Below are 19,361 nucleotides of genomic sequence, written 5' to 3' on the forward strand. Positions count from 1 at the left end.
GCCCCTCCCCCACGTCGTGGTCCCCCTCCCCACGCTGTGGGGAGGAGACGGTTTCGGCTTACAGGAACTTCGCCATCACCAGGGCCGTGTCGGCCATGCGGGTCGCGAAGCCCCATTCGTTGTCGTACCAGCTGAGGACGCGGGCCAGCTTGCCGTCGACGACCTGGGTCTGGGGCAGGGCGGCGGTGCTCGACGCGGCGATGTGGTTCAGGTCGTGCGAGACCAGCGGGTCGGTCGTCGTAAACAGCACGCCCTTCATCGGACCGTCGGCGGCGGCCTGAAGCGCGGCGTTGATCTCTTCGACCGTCACGTCGCGGCCGGAGACGACCTTCAGGTCCACGACCGAAACGTTCGGGGTCGGGACACGGATCGACGAGCCGTCCAGCTTGCCCTTCAGTTCCGGCAGGACCAGGCCCAGGGCCTTGGCGGCGCCGGTCGAGGTCGGGATCATCGACAGGCCGGCGGCGCGGGCGCGGTACAGATCCTTGTGCATCGTATCCAGCGTCGGCTGGTCGCCGGTGTAGGAGTGGATGGTGGTCATATAGCCGCGCTCGATGCCGAACAGGTCGTTCAGCACCTTGGCCACCGGGGCCAGGGCGTTGGTGGTGCACGAACCGTTCGACACGACGATGTCGTCGGCGGTCAGGACCTCATGGTTGACCTTGAAGACGATGGTCTTGTCGGCGCCGTCGGCGGGGGCCGAGACCAGGACGCGCTTTGCGCCGGCCTTCAGGTGGGCGCTGGCCTTGTCCTTGGACGTGAAGATGCCGGTGCATTCGAAGGCGATGTCCACCTTCAGTTCGGCGTGCGGCAGGTTGGCCGGGTCGCGCTCCGCCGTAACCTTGATCTTGCCTGTGCCGACGTCGATCCAGTCTTCGCCCGAGGTCACCGTGCCAGGGAAGCGGCCGTGGACCGAATCGTAGCGGAACAGGTGGGCGTTGGTCTCGACGGGCCCCAGATCGTTGATCGCCACGACTTCGATATCCGTGCGGCCGTGTTCGACGATCGAGCGCAGGACAAGGCGGCCAATGCGGCCGAAACCATTGATGGCGACGCGAACGGTCATGGGGAAGCTCCTTATGATCGGTGTGACGAGCGTTATATAGGTGGGCGTCTCAATGGAGCGGTCGCGAATGGGTTTCAACCCCGCGCGCGTAACATGATGTGATGGACGGTTTCGCTTCCAGAGGCGGTGCTGTCCGCTTCAGGCAAGAAACACCCTTGAGGCGGTCCTTTTCGAGATAACGCGCAAAATTTTTGCGACAGGGGTTGTGCCTGTCCGGCGGCTATGGTTTCTTGGCGTCAGAACAGGGAGCCACCCGTGGCCACGATGATGCGCGACATGACGAAGGGACGAACCGCGAAGGCGGCAGCGGCCGTTCGCGCGCCTGTCGGCCTGGAAAGCCCCGTATTCCTCATTACCCTCGTACTTCTCGGCCTGCTTACGCAAGCGGCGTGGATGCACGCGACCTGACCTAAACGCACTCAGGATCGCCTCGCACCACCCCGCTCCCGAAAGGAAGCGGGGTTTTTCGTGCTTGGCGGTTCCAAAAGAACCGGACCGATGACGCAAGATTCTACCTCAGAGCCCAGAAAGCCCAACGCGCGCAGCGCGGCGGTGACGGCTGGCCCGAACCGGGCCGCAGCCCGTTCGTATCTGCGCGCCGCCGGCATGCAGGACGCCGACTTCGACAAGCCGATGATCGGCATCGTCAACACCTGGTCGACCGTCACGCCGTGCAACATGCACCTGGACCGCTTGGCCAAGGACGTGCGGGCGGGCATCGTCGCGGCGGGCGGCTATCCGGTCGATTTCAACACCATCGTCGTCACCGACGGCATCTCGATGGGCACGGCGGGCATGAAGGCGTCGCTGATCAGCCGCGAGGTCGTCGCCGACAGCATCGAACTGGCCATCGAGGGCCACCAGCTGGACGGCGTGGTCTGCATCGTGGGCTGCGACAAGACGATCCCGGCGGCGGCGATGGCCCTGGCGCGGATGGATATTCCCGGCCTGGTCTATTACGGCGGCACCATCATGCCGGGCGTGATCGGCACGAAGGAAGTCTCGGTCCAAGAGGTGTTCGAGGCCATCGGCGCCCATTCGGCGGGTGCGCTGGACGACGCGGGCTTGAAGGCGGTCGAGCAAGCCGTCTGCCCCGGCGCCGGCGCCTGCGGCGGTCAGTTCACGGCCAACACCATGGCCATGGCCCTGTCGGTCATGGGCATCTCGCCGATGGGCGCCAACGACGTGCCCGCCGTCGATCCCAACAAGGCGGCCGAAGGCGAACGTTGCGGCCGGATCATCGTCGAGCGCGTCTTCTCGGGCGACACGGCCCGCAAATACATCACCCGCGCCAGCCTGAAGAACGCCGCCGTCGCGGTCTCGGCTTCGGGCGGGTCGACCAATGCGGTCATGCACCTGACGGCCATTGCGGCGGAGGCCGGCGTCGATTTCGGCGTCGAGGACTGCCACCAGGCCTGCGTCGAGGCGCCGGTCATCTGCGACCTGAAGCCGGGCGGCCGCTTCCTGGCCTCGCACCTGTTCGCCGCCGGCGGCACGCGCCTGGTCACGCAACGCATGGCCGAGGCCGGCAAGATCGTGAACACCCCCACCGTCACCGGCCGCAGCCTGTTCGCCGAAGCCGCCGAGGCTGAGGAGACGCCGGGCCAGGTGGTCGTGACCAGCTTCGACGCCCCGGTCATGGCGCGCGGCAGCTACGCCGTCATCTATGGCGATGTCGCCCCCGAAGGCGCGGTCATCAAGCTGACGGGCCACAAGGTCGACACGTTCGAAGGTCCGGCCTGCGTCTTCGACAGCGAGGAAGACGCTTTCCACGCCGTTCAGGACGGTTCGGTCGGCGAGGGCGACGTCATCATCATCCGCTACGAAGGACCCAAGGGCGGTCCGGGCATGCGCGAGATGCTGCAGGTCACCGCCGCCCTGAAGGGGCGCAAGATCGACAATGTCGCCCTGCTGACCGACGGCCGTTTCTCGGGCGCCAGCTACGGATTCGTCGCCGGACACGTTTCGCCGGAAGCCGCCGTCGGCGGCCCGATCGCTCTCATTCGCGATGGTGACCGCATCACCATCGACGTCACCAACCGCCGGATCGACGTCAATGTCGATCTGGCGACGCGCCGGGCGGGCTTTACGCCCCACGTAGTCCGCCCGGCGCGAGGTGTCTTCGCCAAATACCGCGCCTCGGTCTCCTCTGCGGCCCAGGGCGCCGTCACCATCCCCAACCCGCCGCCGGCCCAAGTCCCGGCAAGCCACAAAACCAACGCTGCTCAGGACGCCTGACCCATGGCCATCACCATCTACACCAACGAAGACATCCGCCCCGGCGCCATCGCCGGCCAGCGCATCGCCATCATCGGCTATGGCTCGCAAGGCCGCGCCCACGCCCAGAACCTGAAGGACAGCGGCCATGACGTGGTCGCTGGCGTCCGTCATGGCGGCACGGGCTGGAAACACGCCACCGAGGACGGCGTCGCGACCGCCGAGCCGGCCGAAGCCGTCAAGGGCGCGGACATCATCGCCATCCTGACCCCGGACATGGTCCAGGGCGAGGTCTATCGCGACATCATCGAGCCGAACGCCAAGGAGGGCTCGGCCCTGCTGTTCGCCCACGGCTTCTCGATCATCTACGAGCGCATCACCCCGCGCGCCGACATGGACGTGATCCTGGTCGCGCCGAAGGGACCGGGCGATCTGGTCCGTCGCGAGTTCCAGCGCGGTCGCGGCGTGCCCAGCCTGTTCGCCATCGAGAAGGACGTCACCGGCAAGGCCCGCGACCGGGCCATGGGTTATGCCAAAGGCAATGGCGGCGCGACCGGCGGCCTGCTGGAAACCACCTTCCGCGAAGAGACCGAGACCGATCTGTTCGGCGAACAGGCCGTCCTGTGCGGCGGCGCCAAGGAACTGGTCATCCAGGGTTTCAACACCCTGGTCGAGGCCGGTTACCAGCCCGAGATCGCCTATTTCGAGTGCCTGCACGAGCTGAAGCTGATCGTGGACCTGTTCTACGAAGGCGGCATCTCGAAGATGCACCACTTCATCTCGGAGACGGCCAAATACGGCGCCGTCGCCAGCGGCCCGCGCGTGGTCAACGAGGAGACTAAGGCCCGCATGAAGACCATCCTGGAAGAGATCCAGGACGGCACCTTCGCGCGCAACTGGATCGCCGAGAACGAGGCCGGCAAGCCGCAGTACGAAGCTTGGCTGAAGGCGGACCGCGAAAGCCAGATCGAACAGGTCGGCGCCCGTCTGCGCGAGCGGATGGCCTGGCTGAACACGCCCAAGTCCGAAGCGGCCTGAGCCCAGCAGTAAAGACCGGATGATCCTGATGACCGCCGCCGCCTTCAAACCCTCAGCCGAGGCCGTTCCCCAGTCGGGCGCGCGCCTGCTGGTCTCCACCTTGGAGCGGCTGGGCGTGGAGGTGGTGTTCGGTTATCCGGGCGGCGCCATCATGCCGGTCTATGACGCGCTGGCCGGATCCAGGCTGAAGCACATCCTGGTCCGCCACGAGCAGGGCGCGGCCTTCTCGGCCGACGCCTATGCAAGGAAGAGCGGCCGGGTCGGGGTCTGCATCGCCACCTCGGGTCCCGGCGCCACCAACTTGGTCACCGGCATCGCCAATGCGATGATGGATTCGGTGCCGATCGTCTGCATCACCGGCAATGTCGCGCAAGGGTTGATGGGCACCGACGCCTTTCAGGAGATCGACATCCTGGGCGTCACCCTGCCGATCGTGAAACACTCGATCCTGGTCCGTTCGGCCGCCGAGGTTCCGGCGGCGATCGAGGAAGCCTTTTATATCGCCCGGTCGGGTCGCCCCGGCCCGGTTCTGGTCGATCTGCCCAAGGACGTGCAGTTCGAAACGACCGGCGACGACTACGGTTTTTCCATTCCGAACGAGACGGCGCGCGTCGATCACGACGCCATCGCCGCCGCCGAGGCCGCGATCCGAGCGGCCAAGAAGCCGTTGGTCTATATCGGCGGGGGCGTGAAGATCGGCGGCGCGACCGAGGCCTTGCGCGCCTTCGTCGCCGCCACCGGCATCCCCCAGGTCTCGACCCTGAACGCCTTGGGCACCATCCCGACGGATGCGCCGGGAATGCTGGGCATGCTGGGCATGCACGGCACCCGCGCCGCCAACAATGCGGTGCAGGAGAGCGACCTGCTGATCGTCGTCGGCGCCCGGTTCGACGACCGCGCGACGGGCAAGCTGGCCGAGTTCGCGCCCAACGCCCGGATCGTCCACTTCGACATCGACACCTCTGAAGTCGGCAAGCTGCGCGCGGCCAATGTCGCCGTCGTCGGCGAACTGCGCGAGGGCGTCGAGGTCCTGACGCAGCGGATGCGTTCGGGCGCGGCGTTGGACATTCAGGCCTGGGCCGACGACTGCACTCGCGCGGCCGAGGACGGCGCGCACCGCTATGATGCACCGGGCGAGGGAGTCTATGCCCCGGCCCTGTTGAAGGAAATCTCCGAAGCGGCCGGCGATGATTTCGTCGCCGCCTGCGACGTGGGCCAGCATCAGATGTGGGCGGCCATGCATTGCCGTTTCTCGCGGCCCGAAGCTCACATCACCTCGGGCGGCCTGGGCGCCATGGGCTTCGGTCTGCCCGCAGGCATCGGCGCCAAGCTGGCCGATCCGTCCGCGACAGTCGTGACCATCGCCGGCGACGGCGGCTTCATGATGAACATCCAGGAGCTGGCGACGCTGAAGCGTTACGGCATCCCGCTGAAGATCGTGCTGATCGACAACTCGTCCCTGGGCCTGGTGCGCCAGTGGCAGGAGCTGTTCTTCGCCGAGAACTATTCCGAGATCGACCTGTCCGACAATCCGGACTTCGTGAAGGTCGCCGAAGCCTTCGGCATCGAGGCCTTCCGCATCGATCGCCGCGATCAGGTGTCCATCGGCATCCAGCGCCTGCTGGCCGCCGACGGCCCCTGCCTGGCCCATGTGGTCATCGATCCCCGAGACAATGTCTGGCCACTAGTGCCGCCGGGCAAGAGCAATGCTGAAATGATGGAGGGCTCCTGAGATGAGCGACACGATCCACATCCAGATCGACCGTGCGGACGGTTCGCTTCAGCGTCTCATCGGCCTGGTGGAGCGCCGGGGCTTCCACATCGACGGCATCAACATGGCCGACGAGGGCGCCTTTCGCCACATCGCCATGACCGTGCGGGGCCGCGACGCCGGCCGTTGCAAGGACAATCTGGGTCGCCAGATCGACCGGCTGTTCGGCGTGCGCCGCATCAGCAACGACATTATTCAATCCGAGGCCGCGTAATGATTACCCCCGAAGAGGTACGAGTATCGAGCGTATCCCGCACCGAGGAGATTTCGGCGGACCCGAACCGCGTGATCATCTTCGATACGACGATGCGGGATGGCGAACAGGCTCCGGGCTTCTCGATGAGCGCCCAGGCCAAGCTGAAGATGGCCCAGGTCCTAAAGGATCTGGGCGTCGACGTTATCGAGGCCGGCTTCGCCGCCGCCTCGCCGGGTGACGAGGACTGCATCCGCCGCGTGGCGGGCGAGATCGAGGGGCCGGTCTTCTGCTCCCTGTCGCGCTCGAACGAGAAGGACATCGACGCCAGCTTCCGCGCTTTGGCTCCGGCGCCCAGGTCGCACCGCCGTTGCCATGTCTTCATCGGCACCAGCCCGATCCACCGGACCGCCAAGCTGAAGATGTCCACCAACGAGGTGCTGTCGACGGCGGTGCGTTCGGTGGAATATGCCCGCAGCCTGTTCGACGACGTCGAGTTCTCGACCGAGGACGCCTTCCGCACCGAGCCGGAGTTCCTGGCCGATGTGCTGGAAGCCGCCGCCGACGCCGGGGCCAGGACGCTGAACGTGCCCGACACGGTGGGTTATGCGACGCCGCAAGAGGTGCGCGAGCGTTTTGCGGCCCTGTCCGCCCGCATCCATAAACGCCATCCGCATGTGATTTTTTCGGCCCACTGCCACGACGACCTGGGCATGGCGGTCGCCAACTCCCTGGCCGCCATCGAGGGCGGGGCGCGTCAGGTCGAGGGCGCGATCAACGGCATCGGCGAACGCGCCGGCAACGCCTCGATCGAAGAGGTCATCATGGCGTTGAAGGTCCGCGAGGACCGTTACGGCGTCACGACCGGCGCCGACAGCCGCCACCTGGTGCGCGCCTCCAAGATTCTGTGCGAGATCACCGAGACGGTCATCGCCCGCAACAAGTCGGTGGTGGGCATCAACGCCTTCGCCCACGAGGCGGGCATTCACCAGCACGGCATGCTGGCCGACAGTCGCACCTATGAGATCATGCGGCCCCAGGATGTGGGCTTCGAGGGCAGCTGGTTCGTGCTGGGCAAACACTCGGGCCGCCACGCCATCGCCAAGCGCGCCGAGACCATCGGCCGTCCCATCGAGGGCGAGCGTCTGGCGGCTGTAGTCGTCGGTTTCAAGCAGCGCGCCGACCAGATCGGCGAGATCAACGATGCCGAGCTGATCGCCATCATCGACCGGGTCGACGGCGTGTCCGAGGTCGTGGCCCAGTATGCCTGATCCCAAAACCCTGTTCGACAAGGTCTGGCACGCCCATGTCGTTCGGTCGGAAACGGCCGATACGCCGGGTGTGCTGTATATCGACCTGCACCTGGTCCACGAAGTCACCAGTCCGCAGGCCTTCAGCGAGATCGAGGCGCGCGGGCTGAAGGTGCGTCGCCCGGACCGGACCTATGCGACCCTGGACCATTCGACCCCGACCCTGCCGGCGGGGCTGAACGGCTTGAAACCCTATGTCACCGCCCAGGCCGAGGCCCAGGTGCACACGCTGGAGCGCAACTGCGCCGCGCACGGCGTGCCGCTGGCGGGTTGGGATTCGGACGACCGCGGCGTGGTGCATGTCATGGGACCGGAACTGGGCCTGACCCAGCCAGGGATGACCGTGGTCTGCGGCGACAGCCACACGGCCACCCACGGCGCCTTCGGGGCCCTGGCGTTCGGCATCGGCACCTCGGAGGTCGGCCATGTGCTGGCGACCCAGTGCCTGCTGCAGCGCAAGGCCAAGGCCATGCGGGTGACGGTGGACGGCGCACTGCACCCCGGCGTGTCGGGCAAGGATGTCGCCCTGGCCGTCATCGCCGCCATCGGCTTCGGCGGCGGCACCGGCTACGTCATCGAATATGCTGGCGAGGCTGTGCGCGCGCTGGACATGGAAGGGCGGATGACCCTGTGCAACATGTCCATCGAGGCCGGCGCCCGAGCGGGCATGATCGCGCCGGACCAGACGACCATCAACTGGCTGCGCGGCAGGAAACACGTCCCCGCCGACTATGACGCGGCGACGGCCGAATGGCTGAAACTGTCCAGCGATCCGGGCGCGGTCTTCGATGCAGAGGTGCGGCTCGACGGCGCCGCCATTCGCCCGATGGCGACCTGGGGCACGACCCCGGACGCCGGTGCGCCCATCGGTTCGCCCGTGCCGCAGCCCCAGTCGGATTCTGACCGCAAGGCCATCGCCTATATGGGCTTCACCGCCGGGGAGGCTACGACCAGCCAGCCGGTGGACGTGGTTTTCATCGGCTCCTGCACCAACGGTCGACTGCCGGATCTGCGCGCCGCCGCCGACGTGCTGCGCGGCCGCAAGGTCAAGCCGGGTCTGCGCATGCTGGTGGTGCCGGGTTCCGAGTCCGTGCGTCGCGACGCCGAGGCGGAAGGTCTGGATCAGGTCTTCATCGCCGCCGGGGCCGAGTGGCGTATCCCGGGCTGTTCGATGTGTATCGCCATGAACGGTGATTTCGTCGCGCCGGGACAACTGGCCGTATCCACGTCGAACCGCAACTTCGAAGGCCGCCAGGGCAAGGACGCCCGCACCATCCTGGCCAGTCCTGCGACGGCGGCGGCGACGGCGGTGGCCGGCGTCCTGACCGATCCGCGCGTCTATCTGAACGAGGCGGCCGCCCTCAAGCAGTCGAGCGCCGCGCGCGAGACGGTAGGAGCGCAAAATGTCTGAGCCCTTCCAGGTGCTGACCTCCAAAACCGTCACGCTCAGCCAGGCCAACATCGACACCGACCAGATCATCCCGGCACGCTTCCTGACGACGACGACGCGCGAGGGGCTGGGCAAGGCGGCCTTCCATGACTGGCGCTATGAGGAAGATGGTTCGGAAAAGCCCGAGGCCATCCTGAACCGGATCGACCCGTCCCAGCACCGCATCCTGCTGGCGGGCAAGAATTTCGCCTGCGGCTCGTCGCGCGAACACGCCCCCTGGGCCCTACTGGACTATGGGTTCAAGGCGGTGATCTCGACCGAGATCGCTGACATTTTTACATCGAACGCCCTGAAAAACGGCCTGCTGCCCATCGTCGTCAGTCAGGCCGTCTGGGACGATCTGGCGTCGCAACCGGACCAGCCGGTCACGATCGACCTCCAGGCTAAGCAGATCCAGCGCGGCAATGCCGAACCCGTGTCGTTCGGGGTCGAATCCTTCGCCCGCCAATGCCTGCTGGACGGGGTGGACACCCTGGGCTGGCTGCAAGCAAACATGCCCGAGATCGAAGCCTACGAGCGATCGAGAGAGACCGTCCGATGACCAACGCCGCCCCCAAGACCTACAACATCGTCCTGCTGCCCGGCGACGGCGTCGGACCCGAGGTGACGCGCGCCGCGCGCGACGTGCTGCGGGTCATCAGCGACTTCTACAGCCATGATTTCCAGTTCTCCGAACACCTGATCGGCGGTGCGGCCATCGACGAGACGGGCGAGCCTTTGCCCGAGGCCACGCGCGCGGCCTGCGTCGCCTCCGACGCCGTGCTGCTGGGCGCCGTCGGCGGACCGAAGTGGGACGGCGGCAAGCGTCGGCCGGAAGAGGGCCTGCTGGCGATCCGCAAGGCCATGGGCCTGTTCGCCAACCTGCGCCCGCTGCAGGTCTCGCCGGTGCTGGCGCATCGCTCGCCGCTGAAGAAGGAGATCGTCGAGGGCGTCGATCTGATCGTCTTCCGCGAACTGACCGGCGGCGTCTATTTCGGCGAGAAGACCCGCACCGCCGACCGCGCGACCGACCTGTGCGAATACACGGTGCCGGAGATCGAGCGCGTCACCCGCGCCGCCTTCCTGACCGCACGTCAGCGCCGCGGCAAGGTGACCTCAGTCGACAAGGCGAACGTCATGGAGACCAGCCGCCTGTGGCGCGAGGTCGTGACCCGCATTCATGCCGAGGAATTCCCCGAGATCGAGCTGGAGCACGCCCTGGTCGATTCCATGGCGATGCACCTGATCAGGAAGCCGCGCGAATACGACGTCATCCTGACCGAGAACATGTTCGGCGACATCCTGTCGGACGAGATTTCGGTGCTGGGCGGCTCCATCGGCCTGTTGCCGTCGGCGTCGCTGGGCGCGGGCGGTCCGGGTCTGTTCGAACCGATACACGGCTCGGCGCCGGACATCGCGGGTCAGGATCTGGCCAACCCGGTCGGCACGATCCTGTCGGCGGCCCTGCTGCTGCGCCACAGCCTGAAGCTGGAGGACGAGGCCGATTCGATCGAGGCCGCCGTCGCCGCTGTGCTGGCGGCCGGCGCCGTGACGGCCGACCTGGGCGGCGCACTGGGCACGCGCGCGGCGACCGAAGCCGTCATCGACGCCATTCGCGCCATTCACTGGGCCGCGGCGCACCGGGTGCAGATGCACTGGGCGTGATTGTCTGAACGAGCTGCGAAAATCTGTTCGCCAACCTTGACGGTCCGGGCCTTAATTTAACTAAAGAAGACCGCATGATGGAAATATCGTGCGGTCTTCGTCTTTTTACCTGTGACCGTTGCAAGAAAGTTGCGCCGTTCACGGTCTAGCCCCTTGCGCATATCGCAAATGCGGTAAAATCTTCGCAACTGCGAGATTGCATAGGGGGTACTAGCTCATGTCGCGGACAACGAAACGACTTATGGGAGCCGCGGGGCTCCTTCTTCCAACACTCTGTCTAATGGCCGCAGGCGCGGCCAATGCGCAGGACGCCGCGCCTGCCCTGCTGGGCCACCAGGCCGCGCTTGAGCTGGACAGCGCAGGCGCATCCTGGCTGGGCACCTCGACCGCCCTTGTTCTGCTGATGACCCTCCCCGGTCTGGCGCTGTTCTACGGCGGCATGGTGCGCAAGAAGAACGTCATCGCCACCATCACCCAGTCCGTCGGCGTCTTCGCCGTGGTGTCTCTGGTGTGGTTCATCGCCGGCTACAGCCTGGCCTTCGGCGCCAATCCCAATGCGGGGCTTCAGCCTTATATCGGCAGCTTCGATGTGCTGTTCCTGAACGGCGTGTCGCTGCAAACCGCCAACGCCCTGCTGCCGGGCATTCCCGAGTTCCTGTTCATCTCCTTCCAGATGACTTTCGCCATCATCACGCCTGCGCTGGTGACCGGCGCCTTTGCCGAGCGGATGAAATATTCGGCGCTGCTGCTGTTCACCGCCCTGTGGTCGCTGCTTGTCTATGCGCCCATCTGCCACTGGGTGTGGGGCGGCGGCTTCCTGGGTTCGGCCGGCGTGCTGGACTTCGCCGGCGGCGCGGTCGTTCACGTCAACTCGGGTGTCGCGGGTCTTGTCTGCGCCATCTTCCTGGGTCGCCGTAAGGGTTATGGCGTCGAGCCGATCCTGGCGCACAATCCCGTCCTGACCATGATCGGCGCCTCGCTGCTGCTGGTCGGCTGGATCGGCTTCAACGCCGGTTCCGCAGGCGCCGCCAACGACCTGATGGGCGTGGCGTTGCTGAACACCATTCTGGCCGCCGCTGCGGGCGCCCTGACGTGGAAGCTGGTCGAGTTCATCGAGAAGAAGAAGGTCTCGCTGGTCGGCATGCTGTCGGGCGTCGTCGCGGGTCTGGTCGCCATCACGCCGGCCGCCGGCTTCGTGGATCCCAAGGGCGCAGTGATCATCGGTCTGATCGCCGGCCCGGTCTGCTACGCCTCGTCGGTGTGGATCAAGAAACTGCTGCGCTACGATGACAGCCTGGACGCCTTCGGCATCCACGGCGCAGGCGGTCTGATCGGCGCCCTGCTGACCGGCGTGTTCGCCACGACCGCGATCAACAGCCTGTCGGAAGGCGCCAATGTCGGCGCCCAGGCGCTGGGGCTCCTGTGGACCATCGTCTACAGCGCCGTCGGCACGCTGATCATCCTGTTCATCTGCAAGTTCACCACGGGACTGCGCGTGAGTGAGGCGGAAGAGGCCGCCGGTCTGGACACCTCGCTTCACGGCGAAGCGCTGGAACACTGACGGAGATCGGGCGCGGCTCCTAATTCCGCGCCCGACCTCTCTGACCTCGAATAAACAAGCACAACAAGGGGATAGACTATGAAGAAGACCACCATCCGCGCGGCCGCCGCCGCAACGCTCGCCATGGGCCTGATCGGCCTCGCGGCGCCCGCCTCGGCGGAGGAACTAAAACTGTCGGCGAATGTCGGCATCGTCAGCGACTACGTCTTCCGTGGTTTTAGCCAGACGAATGAGAATGCTGCACTTCAGGGCGGCGTGGACGCGACCTACGGCTCCTTTTACGCCGGGGCCTGGGCGTCCAACGTAGATTTCGGCGACGACACCGGCGCTGAAGTCGATTTTTACGGTGGTTACCGCACCGAGACTGCTGGCTATGCCCTAGACTTCGGGGTGATCGGTTACCTTTATCCCAAGGAGCCTGATGGCGCAGACTATAACTACGTCGAGTTCAAAGCGGCTGCGTCGCGAGCGATCGGCCCAGCAACCTTCGGGGCGGCGGTCTACTACTCGCCAGATTTCTTCGGTGTCGATGAAGCGGCGACCTACGTTGAGCTGAATGGCGCGTTTTCGCCGATCGAGAAGGTGACGATTTCCGGCGCAGTTGGTCAGCAGTTTCTGGACGTCAGTGACGACTACGCGACGTGGAACGTCGGCGTCACATACGCAATCGACCCTGCCGTCGGCATCGACGTTCGCTATCACGATACAGATGTGAAGGGCGTGCCCGGCGCTGAAGATCGGGTCGTAGCGGGCGTCAAGTTCGCATTCTGATCGAGCGACCAGAAAGAAAGGCCCCGGAGAGCGATCTCCGGGGCCTTTTTTCTTATCGGGCGTAACGGTCGTGGACCGGGTCGTAGCTGTCCCAGACCTTACCGTCAGCCAGCGACCGCAGCAGTTTCAGGTATTCGGCATGAGTCCAGGCCAGGGGCGTGGCCGAGTCCGTGTTCTGGCCCAAGGCGTAAGTCTTGGTCGTCGGATCGCCGACGCCGTCCCAGACCTGTTCAGCCAGCATCAGGCCGCCGTTTGCGAACCGCTCCATTCCGCGCACATAGGTCTGGCGGATGGCGGCGATGTCGGCGGCGGATGGGGCGCCGTTTACGCTGACGCGGGCCAGCTCATAGTGACCGCGCTCGCCGGTGAAGAAGGGCCAGACTCGGCCGCGCTGGCCGGGGCTCATCTCGCCGCCGACGCCATAGTTGGCGCCGGTCAGATGATCCTCGCCATAGCCATCGACGCCGTAACGCCGCCAGCCCGGCGTCTTGTCGCCTTCGGGACCGAAGTCGTATCGAACGCGATACAGCGGCTCCAGCGACTGGTCGTCATAGACGGGCAGGGTGGCCAGGATATGCGGATCGTCGGCCTTGCGCACGCCATAGCGGACCAGTTCCAGGAAGCCGCCGTCCACGACCCGGTCCTCGGCCGGAGCGATCTGGCCGTTGGCGACCCCGATCGGGGCCTTATCGTTGGGATTCTCGTTCTGGGTGATGCGGATGAAGTAGCGTCCATCGCCGAAGTCGCCGTTGGTGGTGAACATCCGGTCTTCGATCTTGGACGCATAGCTGTCGGCGGCGATCTGATACCGCGTGGCGCCCGTCGCATCGCCCGAGGCGCGGGCCATTTCGGCGGCGACCGTCAGGCCGGCGACCACGGCGGCGGTGCTGGACGGCGAATAGCCCTGCTGCTCCTCCCAGCGTTCCTGCTGGGTGAAGGGCGGCTTGATCTCGGCATCGTTCCACAACAGCCCGATCTTGCCGCCGTCCACCAGGAAGTCGGCGGCCGGTTTCAGCATGGACTGATAGTGCTCGGTCATCTGGGCGTCGGACAGCCAGCCCATCTTCCACAGACGATAGCCCAGCATGATCGGCATGGCCGTCTGGTCCAGCTGAACCGCGACCCATTCCAGTTCGCCATCGACGTGGGTCTTCTGCAGGAACCAGCCGCCGACGCCGGTATTGCCTGGCGTGTTCGGGCCGACCTGGACCTGGGGCAGATAGTTGAAGGCCGCCAGCGGCGTCTCCTTGTCGCCCAAGGCCGCCAAGGCCATCGCCACTTGGTAGAAGTCGCGCGGCCAGACGGCCTTGTAACCGGTCGAGGATTTGGACGCGTCCACCGTGTCGCCCCACGGGTTTGACAGGGACGCGATCAGGGCGCCGGCATGGGTGCGGTCTTCCTGCACCTTCAGCATCAAAGCCGAGGCATAGGCCAGCTTGCCGCCGTCCGTCGCCTGCTCGGCGATGCGCGGCAGTTCGGTCAGCGAGGCGACATAGTCTTCCCAGCCGACGCGCTCACCCTCGCCGTTGAAGCGCGCCAGCACCTCGTCCAGCCCCGTTGCAAAGGCGCCGTCCGCCGCCGCCTGGGCCGACGCCTCGCTGTCGCCGAAGCCGATGACGAAGTCGCGGCTAACGCTTTGGCCCATACGGAGGGTCGGCAGGGCGCCGGTCATCATCGTGTTGCCGGCGGTCTCGCCGGTCGAGGCGTAGTTCCAGTCCAGCTTGCTGTCCTGCAGATCTGTCAGCCCGTCCGAGGCGCCGACGAAGCCGACGCTGGCGGCGGCAAAGGCCTCGCTGGGTTTGAGCACCAGGTGCGTGTCGCCTTCCCAGGCGTGGAAGCCTTGGGGCGTCACGGCTCCGCGATCCTCGACGCCGGTGTTGGCGATGTGCGGCTCCAGCAGCAGATAGGGCGTGGCCTCGCCGCTCAGTGCGGTGATTTGAACCCGCAGAACCAGGGCGTTGCGGTCTGGGTCGGTGAAGATGCGCTTCTCGATCTCGAACCGGCCGGCCTTGTCGCGGGTCGTGACCTTGTAGGCGGGCGACAGGGGGCGACCCTGCGCGTCCACGTGCAGGTATTCGGTCCTGGCCGTGGTGTCGTCACCCTCCAGCGCCAGGCCTTCCGGCGTGACGAGGGCGAAGCGCAGGGCCTTGATCTGGGCCTCGTGGATAAGGCCGTACATGGTCTCGGTCAGGACGCCGTCGGCGATGGAGAACCAGACCTTTGACACCGCCCCGGTCGGGCCGCCGTCGCGATATTGGCCGTCGACATAGGCTTCATAGGATGCGCCCGCGCCGGTCTTGGCGGCGCTGGACCACACGGGTGGGGCGCCCGGTGTGCCGGGGGCCACCGACTGGGCGGAAGCGGCCGAGGCGAGGGCCAGGCTGGCGACGCCGGCGAGGCGGAGGGTCTTTGACATACGCATGGAGGTCCTCACGGATTGCGCGTGGGGGAAAGCGAGCGGGACTCGCGGACGAACAGCGCGCTGACCGCAGCCAGCACGAAGGAGACGGCGCCGAGCACCAGGGCCCAGATCGCCTGACCGTCGAACAGGGTCTTGAGGATCAGGCCCAGGACGGTGGCGGCCAGCAGTTGGGGCACGACGATGAAGATGTTGAAGACGCCCATATAGACGCCCATTTTCCGGTCAGGCACCGCCGCCGACAGGATGGCGTAGGGCATCGAGACGATCGAGGCCCAGGCGAAGCCGATGCCGATCATCGGCAGCCACAGCAGGGCCGGATCTCGAATGACGAAGACGCCGAACAGGCCCGCCGCCCCCAGCAGCAGCATCAGGGCGTGGGTCGCCTTGCGGCCGATGCGCTTGGCCAGCACCGGCAGGGTGAAGGCCGCCAGGGCCGCCACGCCGTTATAGACCCCGAACAGAACCCCGACCCAGTCGGCGCCCGTGGCGTATGCGGCCGAGGTCGTGTCGGTCGTGCCGTAATGGACGCGGGTCACGGCGGCGGTGGTGTAGATCCACATGGCGAACAGGGCGAACCAGCTGAAGAACTGGACGACCGCCAGGCCGCGCATCGTCTCGGGCATGCTGAAGATGTCGTTCAGGATCTCGGTCGCGGCGTTCGTGATGCGACGACGCTGCATCATGCCGACAGCGATCTGAAGCAGGCCGAAACCGGCGAAGAAACCGGCCAGGACCAGCAGTTCCTTTTCCAGATCCAGCACCGAAATCAGCACGAAGGCCAGCGCGCCCAAGACGGCGCAGACTAGGCCGGAGGTCATCCAGCCCTGGACGCTGCGGGCCGGCGCCTCGGGGCCGTCGTCAGCGGGGGCGCCCAGCGCTTCCTGCTTGGCGCGTTCGAAGGCGGCGATCTGTTCGGGGCTGTATTCCTTGGTGCTGAGCACAGTCCACAGCACGGCTGCGAACAGGCCGACGGCGCCGACGTAGAAGGCGATTTTGACCGACAGGGGCACGACGCCGGCCTCGGCCGTCGAGGCGATGTTGAAGACGTTGGACAGCAGCCACGGCAGGGTCGAGGCGAAGACCGCCCCGGCGCCGATGAAGAAGCTTTGCATCGCATAGCCGGCGGTGCGCTGTTCTTCCGGCAGATTGTCGCCGACGAAGGCGCGGAACGGCTCCATTGTGATGTTGATCGAGGCGTCCATGATCCACAACATGGCCGCGGCGAACCACAGGCTGGGGCTGTTGGGCATGGCGATCAGGGCCAGGGTGGTGGCGATGGCTCCGACCAGGAAATAGGGACGGCGTCGCCCGAACCGGGTCCAGGTCTTGTCGCTGAAATGGCCGATGATCGGCTGGACCAGCAGGCCCGTCAGCGGCGCGGCGATCCAGAGGATGGCCAGGCTGTCGACCTCGGCGCCCAGGGTCTGAAAAATGCGGCTGGTGTTGGCGTTCTGCAGACCGAAGCCGATCTGGATGCCGAAAAAGCCGACGCACATGTTCCAGATCGCCAGGCCGGACAGGCGCGGGCGGTGGGCGAGGAGGGTCATGCGCTACGTCCCCTCATCGCCGTCATCCTGGACCTTGCGCTCAGGACCCAGACGCTCCGTTTAGGATGACAAGCACTGGCAAGCACCGGGAGTCTGGATCCTCGGGACAAGCCCGAGGATGACGAAAAGGGGGTGATACGCATGAGAGAATTCGACGACGAATTTCGCGGTGATTTCGACGATAGGGAATACGCCAGAGTAGTCATCTGCGACGCGCCCTTCCGACCGGCACGAAGCGGATCGCCTGACCGCCGCCGGGCGCCAGGGCCAGGGTCAGGACGTCGGCCGACGTGACCTCGCGCTGTTCGATGACGATGTCCTCGCGCTTGCCTTTGTAGTCGGCGTCCGGTCCGTCGCGGTAGATCTCGGCGCGGTAGCGACGGCCGGCGTCCAGGAAGTCGAGGGGGGCGGTCAGGACGCGCGGGTGCTCGTCGGTGATGGCGCCCAGGGCCCAGACGTCCGACGCCCGGTCCTTCCGGGCGATAGCGACATGATCCCCAATCTCGGCCGCCAGCACGCGGGTCTCGGCCCAGTCGCAGGGCACGTCCTTGATGAACTGGAACGGACCCGGATTGGCCTCGTAGTTGACCAGCAGGTCGGCGGCCATCTGGATCGGGCTGTAGATGACGACGTAGAGGGCCAACTGCTTCGCCCAGGTCGTCTGCACGCCGCCGGGGCTGCGCGTCTCCATGCCGAAGATGCCGGGTGTATAGTCCATCGGTCCGGCCAGCAGGCGGGTGAAGACCAGGTTCGGCTCGTGCTCGGGCGGATTGCCGGGGTTGCCCCAGGCCGAATATTCCATGCCCCGCTGGCCCTCGCGGCTGATGATGTTCGGATAGGTCCGGCGCAGGCCCGTGTCCTTGAACGGCTCGTGGGCGTTGATCGCGACCTTGTGGCGGGCGCCGGCCTCGACGACCTTCATATGGTGCTGCGCCATTGCCTGGCTCTCGTGCCAGGCCATGACCATCTGGCCGTCCGGCCCGGCGACGCGCGCGCCCTGGGCGTCAGCCACATATCCGGTCTTCACCGAATGGACGCCGAGGCGTTCATACAGGGCCATCGCCGGTTCGAGCTGCTGCTCATAATGGAAGGCGTTGCCGCCGGTCTCGTGGTGGCCGATCAGCTGCACGCCCTTGGATCGGGCGTGGGCGCACACCGCCTCGATGTCGAAATCGGGATAGGCCTCGGTGAAGCTGAAGTCCGAACCGTTGGCGAACCACTGGCCGTCCCAACCCTTGTTCCAGCCCTCTACCAGCACGCCGCCGAAGCCGTGCTTGGCGGCGAAGTCGATGTGTTTGATCGCATTCTCGGTGGTGGCGCCGTGCTTGGGACCGGAGTTCCAGCTCTTCAGCTCCAGGTGCATCTCCCACCAGACGCCGACATATTTCATCGGCTTGAACCAGCTGACGTCGCCCAGCTTGTTGGGCTCGTTCAGGTTCAGGATCAGGCTGGAATCGATCAGGCCCGCCGCGCTGTCCGAAATCTGAAGCGTGCGCCACGGGGTGTTGAACGGGGCCTCGCGCACCACGGCGGCGTTGATCAGGCCGGGCGTCAGCTGGGCGCGGAAGTTGGTGCCCTCGGAGCGGCGCAGGTTCATGCCGGCGTAGTCGATGCAGGCGGCCTCATGGATCGAGACGTGCAAGCCCGACTGGCCCTTGACCGTCATCGGGGTCTGGGCGCTGCCCACCGCGTCGATGGGGGTGCGGCTGTAAAGGTATTCCTCGCGGTTCCATTCCCAAGCGGGGCACCAGAGGGCCTCGCCGTTTTCGGCCAGGTTGAACTCGGTGATCTCCGACCCGATGCGGACGGTCTTCAACGCGGACTGTTCCGGGAACTCGTAACGGAAGCCCAGGCCGTCGTCATACAGGCGAAACACCACGTCCACGCGGCGTTGCAGGCCCGCTGTCTCGGCATAGCTGACGCGCCATTCGTTGTAGTGGTTGCGGATGAAGCGACGCTCGCCCCACGGCTGTTCCCAGGTGTCGTCCACCATGACCGGCCGGCTGGCGGTGATCGCCAGGCCACGCTCGATGGCGGGGGCGTCGGTGAGCAGGAAGCCCAGCTTGGACGGGGCGACCACGACCCGCCCCTGGCGCAGGACCGAATACATCGGCCGGCCGTCGTTGTCCGTGAAAGCTTCGACCGTCAGCACCCCGCCGGGCGAGCTGGCGCGGGCGTGGGTCGGCGTCGTCTGGGCGCGCACGCCGGTCGCTCCGAACGCCAGGATCGACACACCGCCGAGGGCCAGGAAGGATCTGCGTTTCATCATGGGAACTCCGTTACGCCGCCTCTTGCCAACCGCTGCGAACGGTGGCTGAAATATTTGCAGAAAAATTTGCAGCGCCGAAACGCTGTTGTGAGGACCCGCGAC

General features: G+C 66.2%; 14 protein-coding genes. 10 read left to right on the forward strand and 4 right to left on the reverse strand.

Annotated features, from left to right (window positions below; translation table 11 throughout):
- Positions 1-58: 58 nt before the first annotated feature.
- On the reverse strand, positions 59-1,066 hold the full coding sequence (gap, locus tag ACZZZD_RS14025) for a type I glyceraldehyde-3-phosphate dehydrogenase (protein WP_463435769.1): 1,008 nt from the start codon (positions 1,064-1,066) through the stop codon (positions 59-61).
- Between the two features lie 498 nt (positions 1,067-1,564).
- On the opposite strand from gap, the gene ilvD reads away from it, so the two are divergent.
- From ilvD to ACZZZD_RS14075, 10 genes are all read left to right on the forward strand, one after another.
- Positions 1,565-3,304 (forward strand): dihydroxy-acid dehydratase, encoded by a 1,740-nt coding sequence (ilvD, locus tag ACZZZD_RS14030; RefSeq protein WP_463435770.1) that lies wholly within the window; start codon positions 1,565-1,567, stop codon positions 3,302-3,304.
- Positions 3,305-3,307: 3 nt separating this feature from the next.
- Entirely contained in the window at positions 3,308-4,321 is a 1,014-nt protein-coding gene (ilvC, locus tag ACZZZD_RS14035; protein WP_463435771.1) for a ketol-acid reductoisomerase, read from the forward strand.
- A 19-nt stretch (positions 4,322-4,340) separates the two neighbouring features.
- A complete protein-coding gene (gene ilvG / locus ACZZZD_RS14040) occupies positions 4,341-6,053 on the forward strand; it encodes an acetolactate synthase 2 catalytic subunit (RefSeq protein WP_463435772.1) in 1,713 nt (570 codons plus the stop codon).
- A 1-nt stretch (position 6,054) separates the two neighbouring features.
- Positions 6,055-6,306 (forward strand): ACT domain-containing protein, encoded by a 252-nt coding sequence (locus ACZZZD_RS14045; protein WP_463435773.1) that lies wholly within the window; start codon positions 6,055-6,057, stop codon positions 6,304-6,306.
- Entirely contained in the window at positions 6,306-7,556 is a 1,251-nt protein-coding gene (locus tag ACZZZD_RS14050; protein WP_463435774.1) for a 2-isopropylmalate synthase, read from the forward strand. Before ACZZZD_RS14045 ends, ACZZZD_RS14050 begins: the two co-directional genes overlap by 1 nt.
- The gene (gene leuC, locus ACZZZD_RS14055) at positions 7,549-9,006 is read left to right on the forward strand and encodes a 3-isopropylmalate dehydratase large subunit (protein ID WP_463435775.1); all 1,458 of its coding nucleotides are present in this window, start codon (positions 7,549-7,551) and stop codon (positions 9,004-9,006) included. The genes ACZZZD_RS14050 and leuC overlap by 8 nt, the downstream gene beginning before the upstream one ends.
- The gene (gene leuD, locus ACZZZD_RS14060; RefSeq protein WP_463435776.1) at positions 8,999-9,586 is read left to right on the forward strand and encodes a 3-isopropylmalate dehydratase small subunit; all 588 of its coding nucleotides are present in this window, start codon (positions 8,999-9,001) and stop codon (positions 9,584-9,586) included. The genes leuC and leuD overlap by 8 nt, the downstream gene beginning before the upstream one ends.
- Positions 9,583-10,689 (forward strand): 3-isopropylmalate dehydrogenase, encoded by a 1,107-nt coding sequence (gene leuB, locus ACZZZD_RS14065; RefSeq protein ID WP_463435777.1) that lies wholly within the window; start codon positions 9,583-9,585, stop codon positions 10,687-10,689. The genes leuD and leuB overlap by 4 nt, the downstream gene beginning before the upstream one ends.
- Positions 10,690-10,969: 280 nt before the next feature.
- Complete coding sequence (locus ACZZZD_RS14070; protein WP_463435778.1) at positions 10,970-12,250, forward strand: ammonium transporter; 1,281 nt, start codon at positions 10,970-10,972, stop codon at positions 12,248-12,250.
- 78 nt (positions 12,251-12,328) lie between these two features.
- Positions 12,329-13,021: a TorF family putative porin gene (locus tag ACZZZD_RS14075; protein WP_463435779.1), complete on the forward strand. Its 693-nt coding sequence runs from the start codon at positions 12,329-12,331 to the stop codon at positions 13,019-13,021.
- 52 nt (positions 13,022-13,073) lie between these two features.
- Here the strand turns inward: ACZZZD_RS14075 and ACZZZD_RS14080 are convergent, their stop codons facing one another.
- The 3 genes from ACZZZD_RS14080 to ACZZZD_RS14090 form a co-directional block, all read right to left on the reverse strand.
- Positions 13,074-15,443 carry a glucan 1,4-alpha-glucosidase gene (locus ACZZZD_RS14080; RefSeq protein WP_463435780.1) on the reverse strand — a complete coding sequence of 790 codons (2,370 nt, stop codon included), beginning with the start codon at positions 15,441-15,443 and terminating at the stop codon, positions 13,074-13,076.
- Between the two features lie 8 nt (positions 15,444-15,451).
- A complete protein-coding gene (locus ACZZZD_RS14085; RefSeq protein WP_463435781.1) occupies positions 15,452-16,990 on the reverse strand; it encodes an MFS transporter in 1,539 nt (512 codons plus the stop codon).
- 202 nt (positions 16,991-17,192) lie between these two features.
- On the reverse strand, positions 17,193-19,259 hold the full coding sequence (locus tag ACZZZD_RS14090) for a glycoside hydrolase family 97 protein (RefSeq protein ID WP_463435782.1): 2,067 nt from the start codon (positions 19,257-19,259) through the stop codon (positions 17,193-17,195).
- Positions 19,260-19,361 lie beyond the last annotated feature (102 nt).

The organism is Brevundimonas sp. AC546 (genome assembly GCF_979258305.1).